Here is a 21719-nt window from a genome sequence, read left to right on the forward strand (position 1 = left end):
TGGGTCTTACCTAGAGCGTGTTTCGCATGTCCCTTTTGAAGAAATGTTTGATCGCGGCTGTCGTCGTGGTCGCGGTTGGCGGTGCGCTTGGCGGGGGCGTGTTCAAGTGGGCGAACAGCCCGGTCGACCTGGCCTCACCCGAACTCGATATCACCATCAAATCCCACAGCACGTTACGCAGCGTGGCCCTCCAGCTGGACCGCGGCGGTGCGCACGTCCAGCAGCAGCTGTTCGTGCTGATGACGCGCGCGCTCGGTCTTTCTTCGCAGCTCAAGTCCGGCAACTACGCGTTCAAGGAGGGCATCACGCCCTACGAGATGTTGCAGAAAATCGCTCGCGGCGACGTCAACGAGTACGTGGCGACCGTGATCGAAGGCTGGACGTTCCAGAAAATGCGCAATGAACTGGACGGCAATCCGGCGCTTCAGCACGATACGGCCGGCATGACCGATACCGATTTGCTGAAGGCCATCGGCGCGCCGGACGACGTTATTGCGCGGGCGAGCGCGGAAGGGCTGTTTTTCCCCGACACCTATCTCTTCGACAAAGGCACGAGCGACATCGCCGTCTATAAGCGCGCGTACAAGCTGATGCAGCAGCGCCTCGACGAAGCCTGGGCTACCCGCGCGCAGAATCTGCCGTTCAAGACGCCTTACGAGGCGCTGATCATGGCGTCGATCGTCGAAAAGGAAACGGGGCGAGCCGCCGACCGGCCGCTGGTCGCGGCGGTGTTCGCGAACCGGCTGCGTATCGGCATGCCGCTGCAAACCGACCCTTCGGTGATCTATGGCCTGGGATCGGGCTACAGCGGCCGGCTGCGTAAAAAGGACCTGCAAACCGACACTCCGTACAATACCTACATGCGCATGGGCCTTCCGCCCGGACCGATCGCGCTTCCGGGCGTGGCGGCGCTCGCGGCGACGGTCAATCCTGCATCCAGCGCGGCACTGTATTTCGTCTCGCGCGGCGATGGCAGCAGCTTCTTTTCAGACAATCTCGGCGACCACAATCGGGCCGTCGACAAGTACATCCGGGGACAATGATGGTGCGCGGCAGATTCATCACGTTTGAAGGCATCGACGGCGCGGGCAAGACGACGCACCTCGCGTGGTTTCGTCAGCGCCTGGAAGACAAGATCGCAGCCACGGGCCGTTCGGTCGTGATCACGCGGGAACCCGGCGGCACGTCGTTGGGCGAAAGCCTGCGGGACCTGCTGCTCAACCAGCCGATGGACCTCGAAACCGAGGCGCTGCTGATGTTCGCGGCACGCCGGGAACATCTGGCGCAGATTATTGAGCCGGCCCTCGCGCGGGGCGACTGGGTGTTGTCGGATCGTTTCTCCGACGCCACCTTTGCGTATCAGGGCGGCGGCCGCGGTTTGCCGCGTGACAAGCTGGAAGCGCTCGAGCGCTGGGTGCAGGGCGGTTTCCAGCCGGATCTGACCGTGCTCTTCGATGTACCGACGAGCGTGGCCAGCGAACGACGCGGCGCGGTCCGCTCGCCGGATAAGTTCGAGAGCGAATCCGATTCGTTTTTTGGACGCACGCGGGCCGAGTATTTGCGCCGGGCGGAGGAATCGCCGGAACGATTTGTGATAATCGACGCTACCCAGTCAATAGTGGACATCCAGAAACAACTTGAGGTAGTGATCGCAAGCATCTGATTTTTAATGAAAATCAGCAAATAGAATTTACTTTAAAGTCGTGATCCCGGACGGTTTTATCGCTGACTTGACATCCGGTCAAAAGCTCGAAAAAACTTCAATTACTGTCAACAAACGATTGAATCGATTGAATTTTACCGGCAAGCTAAAGTAAATTCGGATTCACAAGATTGCACCGCAAACATTTGATCCAAAAGACTTTTCATGATCTATCCGTGGCAAACCGATGACTGGACCCGCCTTGAGCAACTGCGTGCAAGCTGGCCGCACGCGCTGCTCTTGCATGGTCGCGCGGGCATCGGCAAATTGCAGTTTGCGCAGCATCTTGCTCAAAGCCTGCTCTGCGAAACCCCGACCGACTCGCGCGAACCGTGCGGAAAGTGCGTTGCCTGCTTGTGGTTCAGCCAGGGCAACCATCCCGACTATCGCGCGGTGCTGCCGGAAGCGCTCGCCGGTGAATTGGTCAACGACGACAAGGTCGAAAAGACCGAGAAGGCAGACGCCGAGGACGGCAAGAAAACGAAGGTCCTGAGCAAGGAGATCAAGATCGATCAGGTGCTCGGGCTGATGAATTTTTTCAGCCTCGGCTCGCACCGGGGGGGCTTGCGGGTCGTGTTGCTGTATCCGGCTGAATCGATCAACGTATTCGCCGCAAACGCATTGCTCAAGACGCTGGAAGAGCCGCCCGCGGGCGTGGTGTTCATTCTGGTCACGGCGCGCGTGGACCGATTGCTGCCGACGATCATCAGCCGCTGCCGCCAATGGCCGATGACCCTCCCGGCCACCGAGCCCGCCGTTGCATGGCTGGTGCAGCAGGGCGTGGAGCGTCCCGCAGCCGTGCTGGCGGAAGCCGGGGGGGCTCCGCTGACCGCGCTGGCGCTCGCCTCCGATGAAAACCGTGCGCTGCGTGATTTCGCTCTGGCGCAACTGGCCGCCGGCCCAGCTTGCGACGCATTCGCGTGCGGAGAAAGCCTGCAGAAGCTGCCGATGCCCATGGTGCTCGGCTGGCTGCAGCGCTGGCTTTACGACCTGCTCGCGCAGAAAACGGCGGGGCGTCCGCGCTACTTCCCGGGGGCATCGAAGGCGCTCGAACGCTGCGCCGCGCAGATCGACACCGAGCGTTTCGCCCGCTTTCAAAAAACGGTGACACGGCAGCGTGCGGTGGAAAATCATCCGCTGAACGCGCGGCTGGTGTTCGAAGAACTGTTCCTTGCGTATCGCGACGTGTTCGTTGCCGCCTGAGCGCGTTTGATGACATTCGATTCACTCCATTTGCACACGACCGCACCATGAACCTCGACTTCCGCGACGCCACGCTCGACGATCTTCCCGGCATTGTGGCTATCTATAATTCCACGGTGCCGTCGCGCCTTGTGACCGCCGACCTGGAACCCGTGACGCTCGAAAGCCGGCTCCAGTGGTTTCATGCCCATGGCCCGAAGGCACGCCCGCTTTGGGTGGTCGAAGAAAATGGCGAGGTCATCGCGTGGCTGAGTTTCTCCGATTTTTACGGCCGTCCGGCCTATCTGCGCACGGCGGAAGTCAGCATCTATCTGGCCGAAAGCGCGCGTGGCAAAGGGCTTGGGAAGCAGTTGCTGCAAGTGGCGCTGGAACGTGCGCCGGCGTTGGGTATCGACACACTGCTGGGCTTCATCTTCGGCCACAACGAAGCAAGCCTGCGTCTGTTCCAGCGCTTCGAATTCCAGACATGGGGCACACTGCCGCGCGTCGCGGTGCTGGACGGCGTTGAACGCGACCTCGTGATTCTCGGCCGGCGGCTCGGCTGAGCGGCCAGATGAGCCATCACTTGAGCGCCAACCCCATCCCGCTTTAACGGAATCCCCATGTTCGTCGATTCGCATTGCCACATCAATTTCGAAGGCCTGGCCGATCGTCTGCCCGAAGTGCTCGACAAAATGCGCGAGCTGAAGGTGACGCATGCGCTGTGCGTCTCGGTTGATCTGGAGACGCTGCCTTCGGTGTTGAAGATCGCCGAAGAAAACGAGCATATCTACGCATCGGTCGGTGTGCATCCGGATCACGAGGACGCGCGTGAGCCGAGCGTCGCGGAGCTCGTGGAGCTGGCGCGGCATCCGAAAGTAGTGGCCATTGGCGAAACGGGGCTGGATTATTACCGTCTGGAAGGCCGCAGCATCGCCGATATGGAATGGCAGCGCGAACGCTTTCGCACGCATATCCGCGCGGCGCACGTGACGGCGAAACCGCTGATCATCCATACGCGGTCGTCGTGGGAAGACACGCTGCGGATCATGGCGGAGGAGCGCGCAAGCGTGCCGGGCGGCGTGATGCATTGCTTCACGGAACCGTGGCATGTCGCCGAGGCGGCGCTTGCCCAGGATTTTTACATTTCGCTGTCGGGCATTGTCACGTTCAAGAGCGCGAAAGACGTGCAGGACGTCGCGGGGCGTGTGCCGCTCGAGCGTTTGCTGATTGAAACGGACTCGCCGTACCTGGCGCCGGTGCCGTATCGCGGGAAATCGAATGAACCTGCGTACGTAAGTTATGTCGGACGCTTCATCGCGCAATTGCGCGAGATGCCGGATGAAGCGCTGGCGGCAGCCACCACGCGCAATTTTTTCACGCTGTTCAAGATCCCGCAGGCGTAGCCAGTTGAGCAATGAAGCCCGGTACGGCCACGGTAAGGTCGTTTCGCCGCCGCTCGCCTGAAAGATCCGGTATTTCGTAATTAGAACGTTAAGTAATCCCCAAGGAACACATGCTTACATCTTCGACGGTTTCTTCTTCGCCCCTTCGGCAAGCCTTTCGGCCGGCCCATTCAACACGTAAAACGTGGCGAGCTCTCACGACGGGCGTGCTCCTGATGGCCGCCGCCATTGCGCAACCCGCTTTCGCGACGCCTGCCGACTCCATGATCAAGGCAGTAAAGTTCGACGACGTATCTGCCGTTAAAAAGCTGTTGTCACAGGGCGTGGACCCGAATCTGGTAGATAACACCGGCACGCCGTTGCTCGTGATCGCGGCGAGGGAAAAGTCTGACAAGGTAGGCGCGCTGCTCGCCGATAACCCGAATATCGACCTTGAAAAGCTCGATCCCGCCGGTGAAAACGCAATGATGCTCGCCGCGCTCAACGACGACCTCAACTTCGTGAACATGTTGATCGCGAAGGACGCGGAAGTGAACAAGAAGGGCTGGACGCCGTTGCACTACGCCGCCACCAACGGGCATGACGACGTGGTGAAGGTGCTGCTCGACCATTCGGCTTACATCGACTCGGGGTCGCCCAACGGCACGACGCCGCTGATGATGGCCGCGCGTGGCGGCCATTTGTCGACGGTCAAGCTGCTGCTCGATGAAGGCGCCGATTTGCGCGTGAAGAACCAGATTGGCCTGACGGCGGTGGACTTCGCTAAGCAGTATCACGAGAAAGACGTGGCGGAAGGGCTGGCGGCACGGCTGGCAGCGATGCAAAACCAGGGCGCTGCGGGCGCGTCCGGAGCCCCGCAAAGCGGCGCAAACAGTGCAAAATGACGCTCGCATGGCGAGGAACCTGACCCGGGTTTGACCGGCAACAGGTCCCGACCGCGCGCAACGAGCGACATACGAGAAGCAGCGGGTGGACCCGGAAATGATGAGCCGAGTAAAGGCGCGTCCGGGTGTGTCCGCTGGATAAGACGGGTTTGGGCCTTCAGGACAGGTTGTTTTCACCTGAGCATCCAGGCCGGCCCGCAACTTACAACATAAGAAAGGACCATCATGCAGCGGGTTTTTGTCATGGCCAGTGTGCTCGCGTTTCCGCTTAGCGCGGCCGCGTTCACAGGCAACGATCTGAACATGCTTTGTACCAAGACGGACACCGCCTCGCGCAGCGCATGCGCGGCTTACATAGAAGGCGCCGCTGACGGCATCTACAACACCATCGAAGCGATTGGCGGCACGTCGGGACCGCAGATCGGCCAGTATTTTTGCCTGCCGGTCGATGTCAAACCGCAGGAGCTGACGGACGCGGTACGCAAGTTCATCGCCGACAATCCCACGCGCGGCAACTTCAACGCCACGACCATGGTGTCCCTCGGGCTCGGCAAGGCGTTCCCCTGCAAAGCTGAAAAGTAAGCTGTCATTCGGCGTGATGCGGGCGTCGCGCGGTTCATCCATGCCCCCGGTGGACGCAGCGCATGCTGCCGTGCAATAGAATAGTCACCTCATCACGCGGCTGGCAGGCCAGTCCGGCCGGCCGCTGACGTCACCGACGCCACTGGCGTCACCGCGCTCCATGCGCACTCAGAGACACAATCGGGCTTTGCACAATCCCGTCGTATCCCCCGATATCACCTTCCAAGGCTGATCCCACGACGACGATGACCTCTCTCGACTCCATCAATTTCAGCTCGTTCGATCTCGACTCCTTCGAGCGCATCGCCGCCGCTCCGCTCAATACCTGGCCCGGCACGCTTGTCGTGGCGGCGCTTTCGGTGCTGTTCGCCATTGGCGTGCATCGCGTGGGCGCTCGCATCCTCGCGCGCATTGCGCGGCCGTATCCGTTGATGAGCGTGGTATTGCGCTTTATCAACAAGCCCGCGCTTACGCTGCTGATCATTCTCGGCCTGGGTTTCGTGCTGGTTGAAACCCCCGATGCGCTGCCGTTCGCCGCCGCGCTGCGCGACCTGCTCACCGTGATGCTGATTGTCGCGCTGACGTGGCTCGCCGTGCGCTCGGTGGGCGCGGTGGCCGAGGCGCTGGTGCAGGCCCATCCGCTCGACAGCCAGGACAACCTGCAAGCGCGGCGGATTCACACGCAGGCGCGCGTGCTGGCGCGCTCGGTGATGGTGGTGATCGTGATCATCGGCTTCGGCGGCGCGTTGATGACGTTTCCCGCCGTGCGTCAGGTCGGCGCGAGTTTGCTGGCGTCGGCGGGCGTGGCCGGGCTGGTGGCCGGTATCGCCGCACGGCCGGTGCTGGGCAACCTGATCGCCGGATTGCAGATCGCGTTGTCGCAACCCATCCGGCTCGACGATGTGGTGGTGATCCAGGGCGAATGGGGACGGGTGGAGGAGATCACCGGCACTTATGTGTCGATTCGTATCTGGGACCAGCGGCGCCTGATCGTGCCGCTGCAATGGTTTATCGAGAATCCGTTCACCAACTGGACGCGCAACAGTTCGCAGATCATTGGCACGGTGTTTTTCTTCGTCGATTACCGCATGCCGCTCGCGCCGCTGCGCGAAGAGCTCGAGCGGATTTTGCAGAACGCGCCGGAGTGGGATCAGCGTGTGCAGGTGCTGCAGGTCACCGACGCCACCGAAAAGTCCATGCAGCTTCGCGTGCTCGTCAGCTCCTTCGATTCCGGCTTGAACTGGGATCTTCGATGCCGGGTGCGCGAAGGCCTGCTGGACTTCATGCAGTCGTCGTATCCGCAGTTCCTGCCGCGCACGCGGGCCGATATATCGCCGGAGGGGGAACATGTCGATTTTGTCGCGCCGCTCGGGCGCAGCATGGCGGACGGCACTGATGGCGCTGATGGCGCTGACGCTGCCAAAGTTGCAGCCCGCACGATCAGGCCGCCGGTATCTCGCGGGACTGCCAATACGGAAGCCGATCCGGTAGCGAGCCGGGGAGAGCGGCACGGCCCGGACGCGTCGGCGAACTCGGCGGCGAGCACCGCCCCGAGTGCACCCGGCGGCGGCGCGCCGAAACCCGCTGAGCGGCGCTGAGCAGGCTTGGTGGCATTGAGATTGCGGACAATGTCACCAGGTCACGCGGTCACCCGGTCACACTGCGCAACGGTGAGGGCACCGGCGGCGAGACCAGGAGACCATAGACCACGAAGCACGCCCGGGCATCGAAGAACGCGGCAATGAAATTGAACTGAGGCCCTTGTCCGGAGCCGAACAACGATCATCGACGAAAAATAAACGGCCGCGACCCTGGAACGTCTCTCGCGCATGCGACCGTGAAAAAAATACACACACCCTGAACAGAATCGCAAAAAAGGAAGCCAGTAATGACCCGCTTAGTCGTTGTATCGAACCGAGTAGCCTCTCCGACAGAAACCAAAGGCTCGGCCGGCGGCCTTGCCGTGGGCGTCTTCGGCGCGCTGAAGGACAGCGGCGGCGTCTGGTTCGGCTGGAGCGGCGACGTAGTCAGCGACAGCGTGGCGAACCAGGGACCGAAACTCGAACAGGACGGCGCGGTCACGTTCGCCACCGTCGGCTTGCCGAAGAAGGACTACGACCAGTATTACCGCGGCTTTTCGAACGCGACCTTGTGGCCGGTTTTCCACTATCGCAACGACCTGGCCGTCTACGACCGCGATGAATACGCCGGATACCGTCGCGTCAATTCCTGGCTTGCGCATCGCGCAATCAAGCTGCTGCAACCGGACGACGTCATCTGGGTGCACGACTATCACCTGATCCCGTTTGGCGAAGCGCTGCGTTCCGAGGGCGTGAATAACCGGATGGGCTTCTTCCTGCATATCCCGTTTCCCTCGCCGCAAATCCTGCTCAACATTCCGCCGCATGAGGAACTGGTCAAGTCGCTGTGCTGCTATGACGTAGTGGGTTTCCAGACGCCCGGCGACCAGGCTGCTTTCCACGATTACATCGTGCGTCACGCGCATGGAACAGCCACCGCCGACGGCGAAGTGGAGGCGTTCGGACGCAAGCTAAAAACGGGCGTGTACCGCATCGGCATCTTCCCGGATGAAATCGCCGAGCAAGCCACCCGCGGCGAAGCGCGTCAGGACGTGATGGACCTGAAGCAGAGCCTGGAAGGGCGCAAGCTCATCATGAGCGTGGACCGGCTGGACTATTCAAAGGGCCTGGTCGAACGCTTCAAGGCATTCGAGCATTTCCTCGAAAAATCGCCGGAATGGCGGGGCAATGTCACGCTGGTGCAGATCGCGCCGCCCACGCGCTCGGACGTGGATACGTACCAGCAGATCCGCCATAACCTGGAATACGAAGCAGGACGTATCAATGGCCGTTACTCGGGCCTCGACTACACGCCGATCCGCTACATGAACCAGCGTTATGACCGGTGGAAGCTGATGTCGCTGTTCCGCGAGTCGCAGATCGGTTTGGTCACACCGTTACGAGACGGCATGAACCTGGTCGCAAAGGAGTATGTCGCGGCGCAAAATCCCGACGATCCCGGCGTGCTCGTGCTGTCCCAGTTCGCCGGCGCCGCTGACGAGATGAAGGGCGCGCTGATGGTGAACCCGCACGACATAGTCGGCATGAGCGAGGCCATTGGACGCGCGCTTTCCATGCCGCTCGCCGAACGCCGCGAGCGCTACGAAACCAACATGGTGATGCTGCGCAAATACGACCTGGGCGTCTGGCGCGATTCGTTTCTCGCGGACCTGCGCGGTGTAAAATTGAATAAACAGCCGAATAAACGCCCGGCGAGCAACAAATAACAACACATGAAGCGCTGATTAAAACGAGCCGCGTCAGCGCTTTTTCGCCCTGAAAACCGCAAAAAATCGACGATATTCGAGTGTTTCGCGACTGTAACAGGGTCGTGAAAGTGAAAGTATTGCCAACTTTTGGGCTTCCACGGCCAATAATACGGTGTCGTGCTCGCGCGCTCTCATTAACGTCGCGCGAGGGCGTCCGGCGCTCGTGCCGATCACTATCACCGACTAAACATCACGGCGACGTAAGACCGAGTGGAGACAGCAACAATGAGAATTGCCCAAATAGCCCCGTTGACCGAATCGGTGCCGCCGAAGCTTTATGGCGGCACTGAGCGGGTGGTTTCGTATATCACCGAGGCGCTGGTGGAACTCGGGCACGACGTGACCTTGTTCGCGTCAGGAGATTCGCAAACCAAGGCGAAGCTGGAAGCCGTGTGGCCGCGTGCCTTGCGCCTGGACCCGGCGATCCGCGACCGGATCGCCCCGCATATGCTGCTGATGGAAATGGTGCGGCGCCGCGCCGATGACTTCGACGTGCTGCATTTCCACCTCGATTACTACTCGTTCTCGCTGTTCAAGCGCCAGGACACGCCGTTCGTGACCACGCTGCATGGCCGGCTGGATTTGCCGGAACAACAACCGGTCTTCAATACGTTCAACACCGCGCCGGTCATCTCCATTTCGGACGCGCAGCGTCATCCGTTGCCGCAGGCCAAATGGCTGACGACCGTCTATCACGGGTTGCCGGAAACGCGCTACATGCCGCAGCCGGTCGAGCAGACGTACCTCGCGTTCCTTGGGCGTATATCGCCGGAAAAACGCGTCGATACCGCCATCCGCATTGCCGGCCGGTGCGGCATGAAAATCAAGATCGCGGCGAAGGTGGACTCAGCGGATCGTGAGTACTTTGAACGCGAGATTGCGCCGCTGATGGAGTTGCCGTATGTAGAATTCATCGGTGAGATTGCCGATGACCAGAAGGCCAATTTCCTCTCCGGCGCCCACGCGCTGCTGTTTCCGATCGATTGGCCGGAGCCGTTCGGGCTGGTCATGATCGAGTCGATGGCATGTGGCACACCGGTGATCGCGTTCAATCGCGGTTCGGTACCGGAAGTGCTGGATGAGGGGGTGACGGGGCTTATCGTCGAGGACGAGATTGGCGCCGTGGCGGCCGTGAACCGGCTGCATACGGTGTCGCGAGAGGGCGTGCGCAAGCGCTTTGAAGAGCGCTTCACGTCGCATCGCATGGCGCAGCAATACGTCGATGCTTATCAGGCGGTCATGCGCGCGCAGAAACGTTCGCGCTTCAAGCTCATTGATAGCGCGACCAGCTAAACGGCGCTTCTGCTTCTGAAACGCGCTTCGTCAGCGCGTCAGAGGCCACAAGAAAAGACGCCAAAAGAAAACCGCCGCGCAGCACGACCTTCCGGTCATGCTGCGCGGCGGTTTTAACTTGCGCGCTTGATTCAGGGTTCAAGCCGGCTCAAGCATGGCTCATACCGGCCGAAGGCGCTGATCAGATCTTCAGACGCGATACCTTCGTGCCTTCCAGCGAAAGGTTCGCCATCAGGCCGGCGTTCGTCAGCACGAACACTTCGACCGGCGCCGTGGCGGTATCCGAATCGATATTGCCGTTCGCGCCCATCTTGACCAGTGCGACCGATGCGTCACCGCCGACCGACCAGCCATCCGTATTGCGGAATTTATCGAGCGAGTCCTGCGTCATGAACAGGAAGACGATCGCTTTTGATTGCGCGCCGGCCTGCAGGCCGATCGACGCCGACGTCGTGCTGTAATAGCCGACCGAGCTGCCGCCAACGCGCAACGCGCCCTTGCCGTACTGCGCCCCGACGATGAAACCTGCCGCCAGCACCGACGGGAATACGAGCACGCCGCGCGCCTTGCCGACCAGCTCACGCGAGCCGCGAGCAGTGACGTAGAGGCGTTGCATGGTCGCGTCGATGTCCGCGTCGATCGAACGGCGCGCATCAGCGTCGCCGGCGGTCTGTTGTGCGCCCTGGTTCGAGGTCGTCGTGCAACCGGCTAGCGCCAAGCCACCCATTGCAAGCGCGGCGGTCGATTTGATCATGAAGTTTCGTCTTTGCATCGTTTTCTCCATCGTGGTTTTTGGGAAACCCCATCTACGAGTGTTGCAGCATGGCGTTTTATAACACAGCACGTCCGTGAGCAACATGTCAGGAAATCTCGCGGAGCCTTACCCCGCTTGGCTTACGCCGTGTCAGGCAAATGCAATGTGGTAATTTTGACCTGCCCGATCGAGATACCGTCCACATGAGAAAGCGCTTGTTTGCGCGAAACATTCGTCTCTCAAAATAGACAAAAACCAGAGTCGCAAACGGCGGGCCAGCCCCGTCCGATCGATCGAATTCCGGTCAAAGTTACCCGTCAAAATAAAATGAAAAACTGCGTCAGATAGTGCGAAAACACCTGCAAAAGTGTTGTCCCCGCGCGGCAACGCGATGTTCTTATGGCTTGGCAATCCGGGTGGATTCGTTGGCTTGCTTCGGTTTGTCGTTTTTTGCGGGCGGGCGCCGCAGCGAGCGTCGAATCACGCCGATCACCGCGCCGAGCAAAAACAGCGCGACTCCCGGGACGACCCAGTAACCGACAAACGCGTGCCAAAGATAACCGAACAGCACGCTGCGGCGCGTCGAATACTCCGCCAGGGCGTCCTGGTTCTTGGCAGCATTGGCTGCGATTACGTCAGGCGGACAGCCGGCGGCACGCGCTTCGTCGAGGGAACCGTGACAGCGCGAAACGGCGGGAGAGCCACGTTGCGCGTCGGTGAACGTCCAGGTGGAGAGGGAGTGGTCAAGATCCTGGGCATCGTACGCGAGTTGCTCGCGAAGCTCGTTTGCCGCCACGATCATGACCGGAACCGCCCAAAAAATGATCAAGACCAGCCACCGCCTGAACCAGCGGTTTTTATATCGCCAAACCATCCTTGGGGCCTCCGTCCGTTGCAGTGCTGCAAGCCGGCTAGACTGTGGCGGACCGATGGCACATTCGTTGTTCTAATGGGCCCGCCTGAGCGTCATCTTATGAGATAAAACGCGCGCCGCGTAGCAAGACCGTAGCTGCACTGCAATAAGACGGGAGGGGGTTTTCCCGCGTTCGGGACTTCACCTACGAGCAATCTGTGCGCGGCTTATGTTCAGCCTTTGCACGGCTTTTGCCCTATTCATGCTCGAGAAAACCATGAAAAAAGCCGCGTGTTAAAAGCCACGCGGCTTCACCAGCAATTGAACGTTACCTCGCTGCGCTTCAGCTCTTGTTGCTCAGGCAGTCCTTCATGAAGGCCTTCCGATCGTCGCCTTTCTTGCCCGTCGCCGATTTGTTGCACGCCGTCATTTTCTGCTGCTGGGTCATCGGCGGTGCGGCCGCGGGCGTCGACGAGAGGCAATCTTTCATGAAAGCCTTGCGGTCATCGCCTTTCTTGCCCGTTGCCTGCGCATTGCAGGTGGTCATCTTCGATTGCTGGCTGTTATCGGCAAACGCCGGTGTTGCAGCGAAGCTCACGCTTAAAGCGACGCCCAGTGCGAGCGCTGCCATGGTTGCCCGGATCTTCATGCGTATTCTCCCTTTAAATGGATGACGTGAAACGAGGTGAAGTGCTGCAAGGTCAGGCACGTAAAAATACCGCTGCGGCGTTTGCCTTCGTTTTTGCCGTCATTGCCACCATCAGGCAGCTTGATCAGGCAAAACCGGGCAAGCCATTATGGCAAAAAGCCATACAAATGCCGTACGGTTTCGAACCTAGGAAATCGAAAAGAAAAGTACATGACGTCCGCGCCATTCAAAAAGCGCACGCATCAATCGATGTACACCGATCAAAATCAATTCGACCCGTGCCGGGTTCATCGGTACACGCTTTGTAAGCTTTCTTTGATCGACGGCAACGGTTTTGCGCGGGAGCGCTTACAATTTTCATTTCGCTCGCGCAATTGAACAGCGAATGTCGCCCGATGATTTCGCAGCCAAGAACAACGGGCGCCCAGAGGGCTCCACAGGGAAAAGCCTCCGTTGTAGCATCGCAACATTCGCCTGAACGGTGTCATCGCGTCGACAAAGCGCCTTCACAGTCTCTCCCTACACTTGTGCGTGCGCTGCGTTGCAAAGCCGTGCGATCCTGTCGTTCTAATGCTGAAAGGAGTCGCGTATGTCCCGTCCTTTATCCGATCACTACAAAGGTTTCGAAATCACCGTCCAGGCATTGCGTCGCGGGAAAGAACGCGACGAGGCGGACGACGGCCCCCGTCATTTCGATATCGTCGTCAACATTTCGCGCAGCGCCAGCGGCGAGGGCAGCAGATCGGAAATGTTCGGCGTGCCGGAGCAGGAACCGTTCGAGAGTCCCATTGAAGCCACACGTGCGGGTATTGAGTATGCGCGGGCGATCATCGACAAGAAGGTGGAAGGCGAGTCCGTCGATGAGCTGTGAAAGCGTGTGGACATGGCGGGCGCCGGACAGAACTTGACGTCATGTCGCACACGGAAGTTGATTGGCGGCTTGGGCGCGCGTAGTCGCGGTGCATCGTGGTGCATCGCGATGCGCAAAGATCAGGGCCAACAGCACTTGCGGCGGCCAGCGGAAACGTCCACGCTCATTGGGCTGTGCGAAGCGCGCTCGTCACTCGAGCCGAAGGCACGCAAGCGCGCACGGAGATCTCGCGCGATGTTGAATCCCCTGTCTGACGAATCGTGTCTTGATGTCGGACACGCCCCCGAATTCCGACGGGGGGTAGCCGGAGGCACTCGGCTCGTCCCGAACAGAATTTGCCCGAACCGACATTGCGACATTCCGACGCTTCGACATCCATCCGGTTTCATCCAATAACCAAACATCCGACAACTCAAAACGAACCGAGGAGATTGGCCGCATGAACTCTGATCACAAATCTCTCAAACCCGCGCTGCGCCGCCGTTTCTTGTCTGTCGTGCTGTCGCTGAGCGCGTGCGCCGCATTACCGTTGTCGCTGTATTCCACGGGCGCCGCCGCGCAAGCCGCGCACAAGCCGAAGGTCGCGCTCGTGATGAAATCGCTGGCGAACGAGTTTTTCCTCACCATGGAAACCGGTGCCAAGGACTATCAGAAACATAACGCGAGCCAGTTCGACCTGATCACGAACGGCATCAAGGACGAAACCGATACCGCCAACCAGATCCGCATCGTCGAGCAGATGATCGTCTCGAAGGTCGATGCGCTCGTGATCGCCCCCGCTGATTCCAAAGCGCTCGTTCCGGTCGTCAAGAAGGCCGTGGATGCAGGGATCATCGTGGTGAATATCGATAACCGGCTGGACCCGGATGTGCTCAAGTCGAAAGACCTGAACGTGCCGTTCGTCGGACCGGACAACGCGAAAGGCGCGAAACTGGTGGGGGATTATCTGGCGCAGCGGCTCAAGGCCGGCGATGAAGTCGGCATTATCGAAGGCGTGTCGACCACGACCAACGCGCAGCAGCGCACGGCGGGCTTTAAAGAAGCAATGCAGGCTGGTGGCATGAAGATCGTTGCGCTGCAATCCGGCGACTGGGAAATCGACAAGGGCAACGCGGTGGCCTCGCAGATACTGACCGCGAACCCGAACATCAAGGCGCTGCTGTGCGGCAACGACAACATGGCGCTCGGCGCAGTTGCTGCAGTGCGGGCGGCCGGCAAGGCAGGAAAAGTGTATGTGGTCGGTTACGACAACATCAACGCCATCAAGCCGATGCTCGCCGACGGCCGGGTCTTGGCGACCGCCGATCAATACGCCGCGAAGCAGGCGGTATTTGGTATCGATACGGCTTTGAAGGCGATTTCCGAGCATAAGAAGCAATCGGAATTGTCGGGTGTGGTGGAAACGCCGGTCGTCCTGATCACCAAGAAATAGGTATTACACGCATAGAAAACTGCATTCGTCTGCTTAAAATCTTAAGAAACGGGCGCCGGTGCCGATAAACCAAAGAGTGGGATAACTAACTCGTTTTTTGGTGAACGGCCAGACGGAGCCCGAAATCTTGTATCTGAACTTGGTCGACCGCACAGTAGGCCGGATGAACCTGGATCAGGCTAGTCGAAGCTTCGCGAACCGGCCCGGCTGCAAACGATTGCGCTCGAGCCTGTTCAGGAACTGAAGCTTCGCGACATTCAGGTGCGCAAGATTTGCGAAGTCCGTGACGTCCGGTATTTAGCCGGGCACAGCGAGACAGACGCGCGTTCGAAGAACGCAGCGGCTTTTCGCCGGAGAAGAGGATGGACGACAGAGTGGCAACCGCTCCCGTTCTCACGGTAAGCGGGATAGGCAAGACCTACGTGGAGCCGGTTTTATCCGCTGTCACGCTGGATCTGCACGCGGGCGAAGTGCTCGCGTTGACCGGGGAAAACGGCGCCGGGAAAAGCACGCTGTCCAAGATCGTCGGCGGCCTGGTGAATCCGACCACCGGCACCATGACCCTGGGTGGCGCGCCTTACGCGCCGGCCAGCCGCAAGGAGGCGGAAGCGCTCGGCGTGCGCATGGTGATGCAGGAATTAAATCTCCTGCCGACGTTATCGGTGGCGGAAAACCTGTTCCTGAACCGCTTGCCGCAGCATGAGGGATTCAAATTCGGATTCAAATTCGGCTGGATCGACCGGACGGCGCTGCGCGAGGACGCCCGGCACGCCATGCAGCAAGTTGGGCTTGACGCAATTGACCCGGATACGCTCGTGGGCGAACTGGGGATCGGGCATCAGCAGATGGTGGAAATCGCGCGGAACCTGATTGGCGATTGCCGCGTGCTGATTCTCGACGAACCGACCGCCATGCTGACGGCGCGTGAAGTGGACCTGCTGTTCGAGCAAGTCGAGCGCCTGAAGGAGCGGGGCGTGGCGCTGGTGTATATCTCGCACCGGCTGGAAGAATTAAGGCGGATTGCCGGGCGCGCAGCGGTGCTGCGCGATGGCAAGCTGGTTCATATCGACGCCATGCAGAACCTGACCAGCGATCGGCTCGTCACCCTCATGGTGGGGCGTGATATCGGCGAGCGGATCGATCTGGGCGAGCGGAAGATTCGCGATGTCGCGCTGAAAGTTGCCGGCATGAGCCGCGGCCGCGTGGTCCACGATGTGTCGTTCGAAGTGAAGGCGGGCGAGATCTTCGGCATCAGCGGGTTGATTGGCGCGGGCCGCACGGAACTGATGCGGCTGATCTACGGCGCGGATCGCGCCGATAGCGGCGTGGTTTCGGTAGCACACAACGGCGCGGCGCTCATGCCGGTGAAGATTACGTCGCCGGCCGACGCGGTGAGGAACGGCATTGCGCTGATCACCGAGGATCGCAAGGGCGAGGGTTTGCTGCTGCCGCAGCCGATTGCCGCGAACATTTCGCTGGGCAATATCGGCGCGGTGTCGAGCAACGGTTTTGTCGATGCACGGCGCGAAGAGGCGCTGGCGCAACAGCAGATCGACGCAATGCACATTCGCGCCGCGGGTCCGTTGCAGCCGGTGTCGGAGTTGTCGGGCGGCAACCAGCAAAAGGTGGTGATCGGCCGCTGGCTCGCGCGCGATTCAACGGTGCTGTTGTTCGATGAACCCACGCGCGGCATCGATGTCGGCGCAAAGTTCGATATTTATGCGTTGATGGGCGCGTTGGCGCTGGAAGGGCGGGCGCTGGTGGTGGTGTCGAGCGATCTGCGCGAACTGATGCTGATTTGCGACCGGATCGGGGTGATGTCGGCGGGACGGATGACTGGGGTGTTCGCGCGAGACACATGGTCGCAAGACGCGCTGTTGGCGGCGGCTTTTGCCGGCTACGCGAAACGCGATGAAATCCTCCAGGAACCCACTGTGCCGGACGCCAAGGCGCCGCCGCAGGCACGCAGCGGCGAGTCCGCGGTAAAGCGTTGAACCTGTGCACTGAAAGTATTCACAGCCGTTGAATCACAGCAAAGGGTAACGAAAAACAGTTAAAAGCGGGCGTAAAGCAGCAAGAAAGCTGCGGCGCCCGCCAGGCGGGAAGCCGGCGCGGGGAAAACGCCGGCGGGCGGTCCCGAATTGCGGCAAGCACTGCTGCAAGCAAGGCAACACAGGGTCGCACACAGGCAGGTGCAGTACGGCACGACCAAGCTGGCAACCAGTAGCGCAACGCTAGCGGGCAGCGCAGCAGCAAGCACGCTGGGGGGCCAATCAAGAAGAGCTAGAAGCAAGACCAAGTCAGAGAGAAGGACCAAGTATGGCGACGATCAAAGATGTTGCAGCCATTGCGGGCGTATCGTTCACGACGGTGTCTCATGTCGTGAACAACTCGCGGCCCGTGTCGGCTGAAGTACGGCTGAAGGTGGAGCGCGCGATCCTGGAACTGGATTACGTGCCCTCGGCAGTGGCGCGTTCTCTCAAGGCGCGCAACACGCTCACCATCGGCTTGCTGGTGCCGAACGCAACCAATCCGTACTTCGCGGAACTGGCGCGCGGGGTGGAAGACGGCTGCGCGAAGAACGGCTACTGCATGTTCTTCTGCAATTCGGACGACGACCCTGCCAAGCAGCGCAGCTACTTGCGTGTATTGCAGGAAAAACGCATCGACGGGCTCGTGATTGCGTCGGCGGGTGAAGATGCGGTACTGGCGCAAAGCCTGGCCGGTTCGCGCGAACCGCTGGTGATCCTGGACCGTAATATTGAAGGCGTATCGGCGGACCTGGTGCAGATCGACCACGAGAAGGGCGGCTATCTGGCGACCCGCCACTTGCTGCAGCTCGGCCACTCGCGGGTAGGCTGTATCACGGGCCCGATCGGCACGGCGGTCAGCGCAATGCGCGTCCACGGATTTATCCGTGCAATGGCGGAGCGTGGCATCGAGATCGAGCCGAACGCCATTCAGCAGAGCGCATTTTCGGCCACCGGCGGTTACGAAGCGGCGTCCCAGCTCTTCGATACCCTCAAGCCCACCGGAATTTTTGCGTGCAACGACATGATGGGCGTCGGTGCATTGCGGGCGGCGGCGGAGCGGGGCATCAACGTGCCGCGTGACTGTTCGATCATCGGTTTCGACGATATCGAATTGAGCCGATACACCTATCCGGCGTTGTCGACAGTCGGGCAATCGGTACGCGAACTCGGCGAGCTGGCCGCGCAGACGTTGATTGACCGGATCGCGGGCAAGGTGCCGGCGAGCACGCGGCGGCGCGTCGTGACGCCGCGCATGATCTTGCGTGAATCGACGGCGGTCGTGCCGGAGGTGATGCCGCTGGCGTATCGGAAAGATGCGGCGGCCGGCTCGAATGCCGCAGCAAATGCCGCAGCGAATGCCGTCGCGCTGGGTCAGGGCGATACCGAGAAAGCCTGAAGCCAGGCAACGGGGCGTTTGCATTGGGGGTTTGCCGGCGTGGCGTCGGCAAACCCCGTTTGTTTGTCAGCGCCAGACAACCCGTTCCACCCGAGTTCATGAAGTTGGTGGCGATTTCAACGTGAAGCGTTTACAACAATCGCATTAATGCATTCTTTTGCTGAATAACTCGCATCTAAAGTTCTCAGGGTAAATCATTAGACGAAATAACATTTCATGAATTTCCTCAAGTGCACCGCGCGCACGCCGTAAAAGATGTCCAAGCACGCCAATTTGATCTTGCTCCGAATCGCGATTTCAGAACCCCGCCGTGCCGACATTTTTATACGCAGCTCCAAGGAAAATAATGAACATGAGTTTAACGATCAAGGCACGTCTCGGTCTGACGATGGCCTTTCTGGGGCTGCTGCTGCTCGCGATCGGCGGATTAGGGCTCTACGGGATGACGCAGTCGAACCATTCCTATCGCGACACGTTTGAAAACCAGATGCCGAGCGCCAACGCCGTCAGCAACGCGGAGCTTTATACGGCACGTGAACGGCTCATATTCGATCGGGCGGCGTTTCTGGCCGGTACGCCGGAAGTCGCGGCGACCATTGAGCGCGGAGGCATGATGCGCGGCCTTGCCAACGATTTCTGGAAAAAGTACTCCGATCTGCCGCAAGACGCGAACGAAAAGCAACTCGCCGATACCTCCAACGCCAAACGCCTCGCGCTGCAAAAGGTGATCGACAGCGGCTATGAGGCTGTCAAGGCCAACGACCAGGCGCGCATTGTCGGGGCAGCCAAAGCCATGCAGGTCGCCTACGGCGAACTTTCGACGGCCAACGACGCGCTGCGCAAATTCCAGTTCGATGGCGCGAGGCAAGGCTACGACGCCGCTCAATCGGCGGCGGCGACTTTTCGCACGTTGAGCGTGATCGCGATCGTCGCCGGACTGGCCGCCGCGGTGTTTTCGTGGATTGCGCTGCGCCGCGCGATCGGCCGCCCGCTGGACACCGCGCTCGAGCATTTCGAAGCGATCGCAGCCGGTGATCTGCGCGGCAAGGTCGTCGCCACTTCACGCGACGAAATGGGCCTCTTGATGCAAGGTCTGGCGCGGATGCAGGCAAGCCTTGTGGGGACGGTTCGCAGCGTGCGTTCGGGCACCGAATCCATCGCGACGGCGACCAAGGAGATTGCAGCGGGCAATATCGACTTGTCGTCGCGCACGGAAGAACAGGCGTCCGCGCTGCAGGAAACCGCGTCGAGCATGGACGAACTGACCGGCACCGTGAAGCAGAACGCCGATAACGCGCGGCAAGCCAGTTCGCTGGCGGCGAACGCTTCCGAGATCGCCAACAAGGGCAGCCGCGTGGTGGCTCAGGTGGTCGACACCATGGGCGATATCAACCAGAGCTCGGCGAAAATCGCGGACATTATTACGATCATCGAAGGAATTGCGTTCCAGACCAATATCCTCGCGCTGAATGCAGCCGTGGAAGCCGCGCGGGCGGGTGAGGAAGGGCGCGGTTTCGCGGTCGTCGCGGGCGAAGTGCGCAACCTCGCTCAACGTTCGTCGGCGGCGGCGAAGGAGATCAAGGGTCTTATCGAGACTTCGGTCGAGCGGGTCCAATCGGGGACCTCGCTGGTCGACGAAGCCGGCCGCACGATGAGCGAGATCATCGGCGCGGTGCAACGTGTCACCGACATCATGGGCGAGATCGCGGCAGCATCGCAGGAGCAGAGCAGCGGCATTGAACAGGTGGCGCGCGCGGTCACGCAGATGGACGAAGTGACACAGCAGAACGCTGCGCTGGTTGAGGAAGCAGCGGCGGCTGCGCAATCGCTGGAAGATCAGGCAGCGAAACTGCGCCAGGCCGTGGCCGTATTTCAACTCGACGACGACGGCACAGGTGAAGCGGGTTTCAGCCGCGCTGCTGTGAGGCCCGGATCATCCACGGCCGCGAAGCCGCGCCCGGCCGTACCGGCGAAGCCGCGGCGCACGGCGCCGGCGCCGGCAGTGGCATTGGTTAAAGCGCCGGTTGCAGCACGGCCCGTTGCGGCGGCAGCGACTGGCGATTGGCAAACCTTCTGATCGACTGAGCAGGTCGATTCTTCAGTCAAACGCGCTCCGCGAACCTGGTTTGCGGAGCGTTTTTTATTGACTGCGGGCAGTTTGCTTGCCCCTGCTGCTGAGACCCGAACTCGCGATCCATGTCGACTTCCCCGTACACTGAGCGGAATTCGTTCAACCTTCACGGGATTAGAACGCGTTTCGATCACCACCACAGGACGCTTGCCATGACCGGATCCACCCTTGCCGCGCAACTCGTTCAGGCCCGCCGCCAGCGCACGCTGATAGAAGACCTCGAGTCAGTCGATATCCCCGCCGACGCCGAAGCGGCTTACGCCATCCAGCACGAAGTTCTGACCCTTTCCGGCGCGCGAATCGGCGCATGGAAGGTCGGTGCGCGTGCGCCGGGCGCGCTGGCGAACACGGCGCCCATTGACGCGGAACTTGTCCACACATCGCCGGCGCGCATTGCGCACGCTTCGTTTTTTCGCGCGCTGATTGAACTTGAGATCGCGTTTCGTTTTTCGTACGCACTGCCGCCCCGTGGCGAACCTTACAGCCGCAGCGAAGTGTTCGCGGCACTGGGCAGCATGGCCGTGGCGCTTGAGGTGGTCGATAGCCGCTTCGCTCAATGGCCGAACCTGGCGACACTGGCTCAACTTGCCGACTCGCAGAACAACGGAGCACTGGTCGTCGGCAAGATGGAGCCGTATGACGTGATCGCTCCCGGCTTCGATTTCCTTTCACCGCTGCTCGAACTGTCTGTCGACGGCGTCTCGATCGTGCCGCCGAGCACCGGCAATCCGGCCGGTGATCCGCGGGAACTGCTGGTGTGGTTCGTCAATCACTGCAGCACTCACGGACACACGGTCCAGCCCTTCTGGACCATCACCACAGGCTCGTACACGGGTGCGCGGCGGGTCGACGGGCCAGGGTTGGTAAGCGGCCGGGTAGACCGGATCGGCGACATCGAACTGACGCTGGAATGACATTTTTGCAGCATTCGACGACGTGGTGACAGGGTGTGCGGAAAACATTCATGCGCCCGGGTTACATCAAAAAAGGCACTCACTTGAGTGCTTTTTTTACTTCTAAATCCCTTTCCATCAAGCGGGTATAACGGGGGATTGGGTGGGGTTCAAGCGGGGTTTAAGCGGTCAACGGATGCGGGGGCCTATCGTTTAGTAAGAGAGGCGCACAGCATTTGAGAGCCTGCTATCGAATGACATTGGAGAGACGATGGTCAAAAAGACGCACCATGCGTTGCATCGTTCCGG

At 60.5% G+C, this 21719-nt stretch carries 20 protein-coding genes; 17 read left to right on the forward strand and 3 right to left on the reverse strand.

Features of this window, described 5'->3' with window-relative positions:
- Positions 1-26 precede the first annotated feature (26 nt).
- The 10 genes from mltG (at position 27) to ACSOSP_RS03835 (ending at position 10398) form a co-directional block, all read left to right on the forward strand.
- Positions 27-1043, forward strand: coding sequence for an endolytic transglycosylase MltG (mltG, locus tag ACSOSP_RS03790; RefSeq protein WP_455309644.1), 1017 nt, complete (start codon positions 27-29; stop codon positions 1041-1043).
- Positions 1043-1663, forward strand: coding sequence for a dTMP kinase (gene tmk / locus ACSOSP_RS03795; protein ID WP_455310840.1), 621 nt, complete (start codon positions 1043-1045; stop codon positions 1661-1663). Before mltG ends, tmk begins: the two co-directional genes overlap by 1 nt.
- Before the next feature lie 204 nt (positions 1664-1867).
- The gene (locus ACSOSP_RS03800) at positions 1868-2905 is read left to right on the forward strand and encodes a DNA polymerase III subunit delta' (RefSeq protein WP_455309645.1); all 1038 of its coding nucleotides are present in this window, start codon (positions 1868-1870) and stop codon (positions 2903-2905) included.
- A gap of 47 nt (positions 2906-2952) precedes the next feature.
- A complete protein-coding gene (locus tag ACSOSP_RS03805; protein ID WP_455309646.1) occupies positions 2953-3450 on the forward strand; it encodes an N-acetyltransferase family protein in 498 nt (165 codons plus the stop codon).
- Between the two features lie 57 nt (positions 3451-3507).
- Complete coding sequence (locus ACSOSP_RS03810; RefSeq protein WP_455309647.1) at positions 3508-4290, forward strand: TatD family hydrolase; 783 nt, start codon at positions 3508-3510, stop codon at positions 4288-4290.
- Between the two features lie 110 nt (positions 4291-4400).
- Complete coding sequence (locus ACSOSP_RS03815) at positions 4401-5174, forward strand: ankyrin repeat domain-containing protein (protein WP_455309648.1); 774 nt, start codon at positions 4401-4403, stop codon at positions 5172-5174.
- Between the two features lie 225 nt (positions 5175-5399).
- Complete coding sequence (locus ACSOSP_RS03820; RefSeq protein ID WP_031359334.1) at positions 5400-5756, forward strand: Rap1a/Tai family immunity protein; 357 nt, start codon at positions 5400-5402, stop codon at positions 5754-5756.
- Positions 5757-6001: 245 nt separating this feature from the next.
- On the forward strand, positions 6002-7354 hold the full coding sequence (locus ACSOSP_RS03825) for a mechanosensitive ion channel family protein (protein WP_455309649.1): 1353 nt from the start codon (positions 6002-6004) through the stop codon (positions 7352-7354).
- A 290-nt stretch (positions 7355-7644) separates the two neighbouring features.
- A complete protein-coding gene (gene otsA / locus ACSOSP_RS03830) occupies positions 7645-9063 on the forward strand; it encodes an alpha,alpha-trehalose-phosphate synthase (UDP-forming) (protein WP_455309650.1) in 1419 nt (472 codons plus the stop codon).
- 267 nt (positions 9064-9330) lie between these two features.
- On the forward strand, positions 9331-10398 hold the full coding sequence (locus ACSOSP_RS03835) for a glycosyltransferase family 4 protein (RefSeq protein ID WP_455309651.1): 1068 nt from the start codon (positions 9331-9333) through the stop codon (positions 10396-10398).
- A gap of 181 nt (positions 10399-10579) precedes the next feature.
- Here the strand turns inward: ACSOSP_RS03835 and ACSOSP_RS03840 are convergent, their stop codons facing one another.
- The 3 genes from ACSOSP_RS03840 to ACSOSP_RS03850 form a co-directional block, all read right to left on the reverse strand.
- Positions 10580-11170: a BPSL1445 family SYLF domain-containing lipoprotein gene (locus ACSOSP_RS03840; protein ID WP_455309652.1), complete on the reverse strand. Its 591-nt coding sequence runs from the start codon at positions 11168-11170 to the stop codon at positions 10580-10582.
- A 379-nt stretch (positions 11171-11549) separates the two neighbouring features.
- On the reverse strand, positions 11550-12026 hold the full coding sequence (locus ACSOSP_RS03845; RefSeq protein WP_455309653.1) for a hypothetical protein: 477 nt from the start codon (positions 12024-12026) through the stop codon (positions 11550-11552).
- Between the two features lie 322 nt (positions 12027-12348).
- On the reverse strand, positions 12349-12654 hold the full coding sequence (locus ACSOSP_RS03850) for a PsiF family protein (RefSeq protein ID WP_455309654.1): 306 nt from the start codon (positions 12652-12654) through the stop codon (positions 12349-12351).
- Positions 12655-12680: 26 nt separating this feature from the next.
- Here ACSOSP_RS03850 and ACSOSP_RS03855 point away from each other — a divergent pair, with 26 nt between their 5' ends.
- The 7 genes from ACSOSP_RS03855 to ACSOSP_RS03885 all read left to right on the forward strand — a co-directional run bounded on the left by ACSOSP_RS03855 (position 12681) and on the right by ACSOSP_RS03885 (position 21431).
- Positions 12681-12962 carry a hypothetical protein gene (locus ACSOSP_RS03855; protein ID WP_455309655.1) on the forward strand — a complete coding sequence of 94 codons (282 nt, stop codon included), beginning with the start codon at positions 12681-12683 and terminating at the stop codon, positions 12960-12962.
- Between the two features lie 281 nt (positions 12963-13243).
- Positions 13244-13525 (forward strand): hypothetical protein, encoded by a 282-nt coding sequence (locus ACSOSP_RS03860; RefSeq protein ID WP_455309656.1) that lies wholly within the window; start codon positions 13244-13246, stop codon positions 13523-13525.
- A 439-nt stretch (positions 13526-13964) separates the two neighbouring features.
- Entirely contained in the window at positions 13965-14957 is a 993-nt protein-coding gene (locus tag ACSOSP_RS03865; protein WP_455309657.1) for a substrate-binding domain-containing protein, read from the forward strand.
- 362 nt (positions 14958-15319) lie between these two features.
- Positions 15320-16951 (forward strand): sugar ABC transporter ATP-binding protein, encoded by a 1632-nt coding sequence (locus ACSOSP_RS03870; protein ID WP_455309658.1) that lies wholly within the window; start codon positions 15320-15322, stop codon positions 16949-16951.
- 325 nt (positions 16952-17276) lie between these two features.
- A complete protein-coding gene (locus tag ACSOSP_RS03875; RefSeq protein WP_455309659.1) occupies positions 17277-18386 on the forward strand; it encodes a LacI family DNA-binding transcriptional regulator in 1110 nt (369 codons plus the stop codon).
- A gap of 346 nt (positions 18387-18732) precedes the next feature.
- Positions 18733-20463: a methyl-accepting chemotaxis protein gene (locus ACSOSP_RS03880; RefSeq protein WP_455309660.1), complete on the forward strand. Its 1731-nt coding sequence runs from the start codon at positions 18733-18735 to the stop codon at positions 20461-20463.
- A gap of 206 nt (positions 20464-20669) precedes the next feature.
- Positions 20670-21431, forward strand: a complete 762-nt coding sequence (locus tag ACSOSP_RS03885; RefSeq protein ID WP_455309661.1) for a 2-keto-4-pentenoate hydratase — start codon at positions 20670-20672, stop codon at positions 21429-21431.
- The last annotated feature ends 288 nt before the right edge of the window (positions 21432-21719 follow it).

The organism is Caballeronia sp. KNU42 (assembly GCF_053760385.1).

Bases quoted from the DNA above. Each gene is read 5' to 3' on its own strand.
- ACSOSP_RS03820 (WP_031359334.1), top strand. From the start codon at position 5,400: ATGCAGCGGGTTTTTGTCATGGCCAGTGTGCTCGCGTTTCCGCTTAGC.
- ACSOSP_RS03860 (WP_455309656.1), top strand. From the start codon at position 13,244: ATGTCCCGTCCTTTATCCGATCACTACAAAGGTTTCGAAATCACCGTC.
- ACSOSP_RS03805 (WP_455309646.1), top strand. From the start codon at position 2,953: ATGAACCTCGACTTCCGCGACGCCACGCTCGACGATCTTCCCGGCATT.
- ACSOSP_RS03800 (WP_455309645.1), top strand. From the start codon at position 1,868: ATGATCTATCCGTGGCAAACCGATGACTGGACCCGCCTTGAGCAACTG.
- ACSOSP_RS03810 (WP_455309647.1), top strand. From the start codon at position 3,508: ATGTTCGTCGATTCGCATTGCCACATCAATTTCGAAGGCCTGGCCGAT.
- mltG (WP_455309644.1), top strand. From the start codon at position 27: ATGTCCCTTTTGAAGAAATGTTTGATCGCGGCTGTCGTCGTGGTCGCG.
- otsA (WP_455309650.1), top strand. From the start codon at position 7,645: ATGACCCGCTTAGTCGTTGTATCGAACCGAGTAGCCTCTCCGACAGAA.
- tmk (WP_455310840.1), top strand. From the start codon at position 1,043: ATGGTGCGCGGCAGATTCATCACGTTTGAAGGCATCGACGGCGCGGGC.
- ACSOSP_RS03880 (WP_455309660.1), top strand. From the start codon at position 18,733: ATGAACATGAGTTTAACGATCAAGGCACGTCTCGGTCTGACGATGGCC.
- ACSOSP_RS03835 (WP_455309651.1), top strand. From the start codon at position 9,331: ATGAGAATTGCCCAAATAGCCCCGTTGACCGAATCGGTGCCGCCGAAG.
- ACSOSP_RS03845 (WP_455309653.1), bottom strand. From the start codon at position 12,026: ATGGTTTGGCGATATAAAAACCGCTGGTTCAGGCGGTGGCTGGTCTTG.
- ACSOSP_RS03850 (WP_455309654.1), bottom strand. From the start codon at position 12,654: ATGAAGATCCGGGCAACCATGGCAGCGCTCGCACTGGGCGTCGCTTTA.
- ACSOSP_RS03815 (WP_455309648.1), top strand. From the start codon at position 4,401: ATGCTTACATCTTCGACGGTTTCTTCTTCGCCCCTTCGGCAAGCCTTT.
- ACSOSP_RS03825 (WP_455309649.1), top strand. From the start codon at position 6,002: ATGACCTCTCTCGACTCCATCAATTTCAGCTCGTTCGATCTCGACTCC.
- ACSOSP_RS03875 (WP_455309659.1), top strand. From the start codon at position 17,277: ATGGCGACGATCAAAGATGTTGCAGCCATTGCGGGCGTATCGTTCACG.
- ACSOSP_RS03870 (WP_455309658.1), top strand. From the start codon at position 15,320: ATGGACGACAGAGTGGCAACCGCTCCCGTTCTCACGGTAAGCGGGATA.
- ACSOSP_RS03865 (WP_455309657.1), top strand. From the start codon at position 13,965: ATGAACTCTGATCACAAATCTCTCAAACCCGCGCTGCGCCGCCGTTTC.
- ACSOSP_RS03885 (WP_455309661.1), top strand. From the start codon at position 20,670: ATGACCGGATCCACCCTTGCCGCGCAACTCGTTCAGGCCCGCCGCCAG.
- ACSOSP_RS03840 (WP_455309652.1), bottom strand. From the start codon at position 11,170: ATGCAAAGACGAAACTTCATGATCAAATCGACCGCCGCGCTTGCAATG.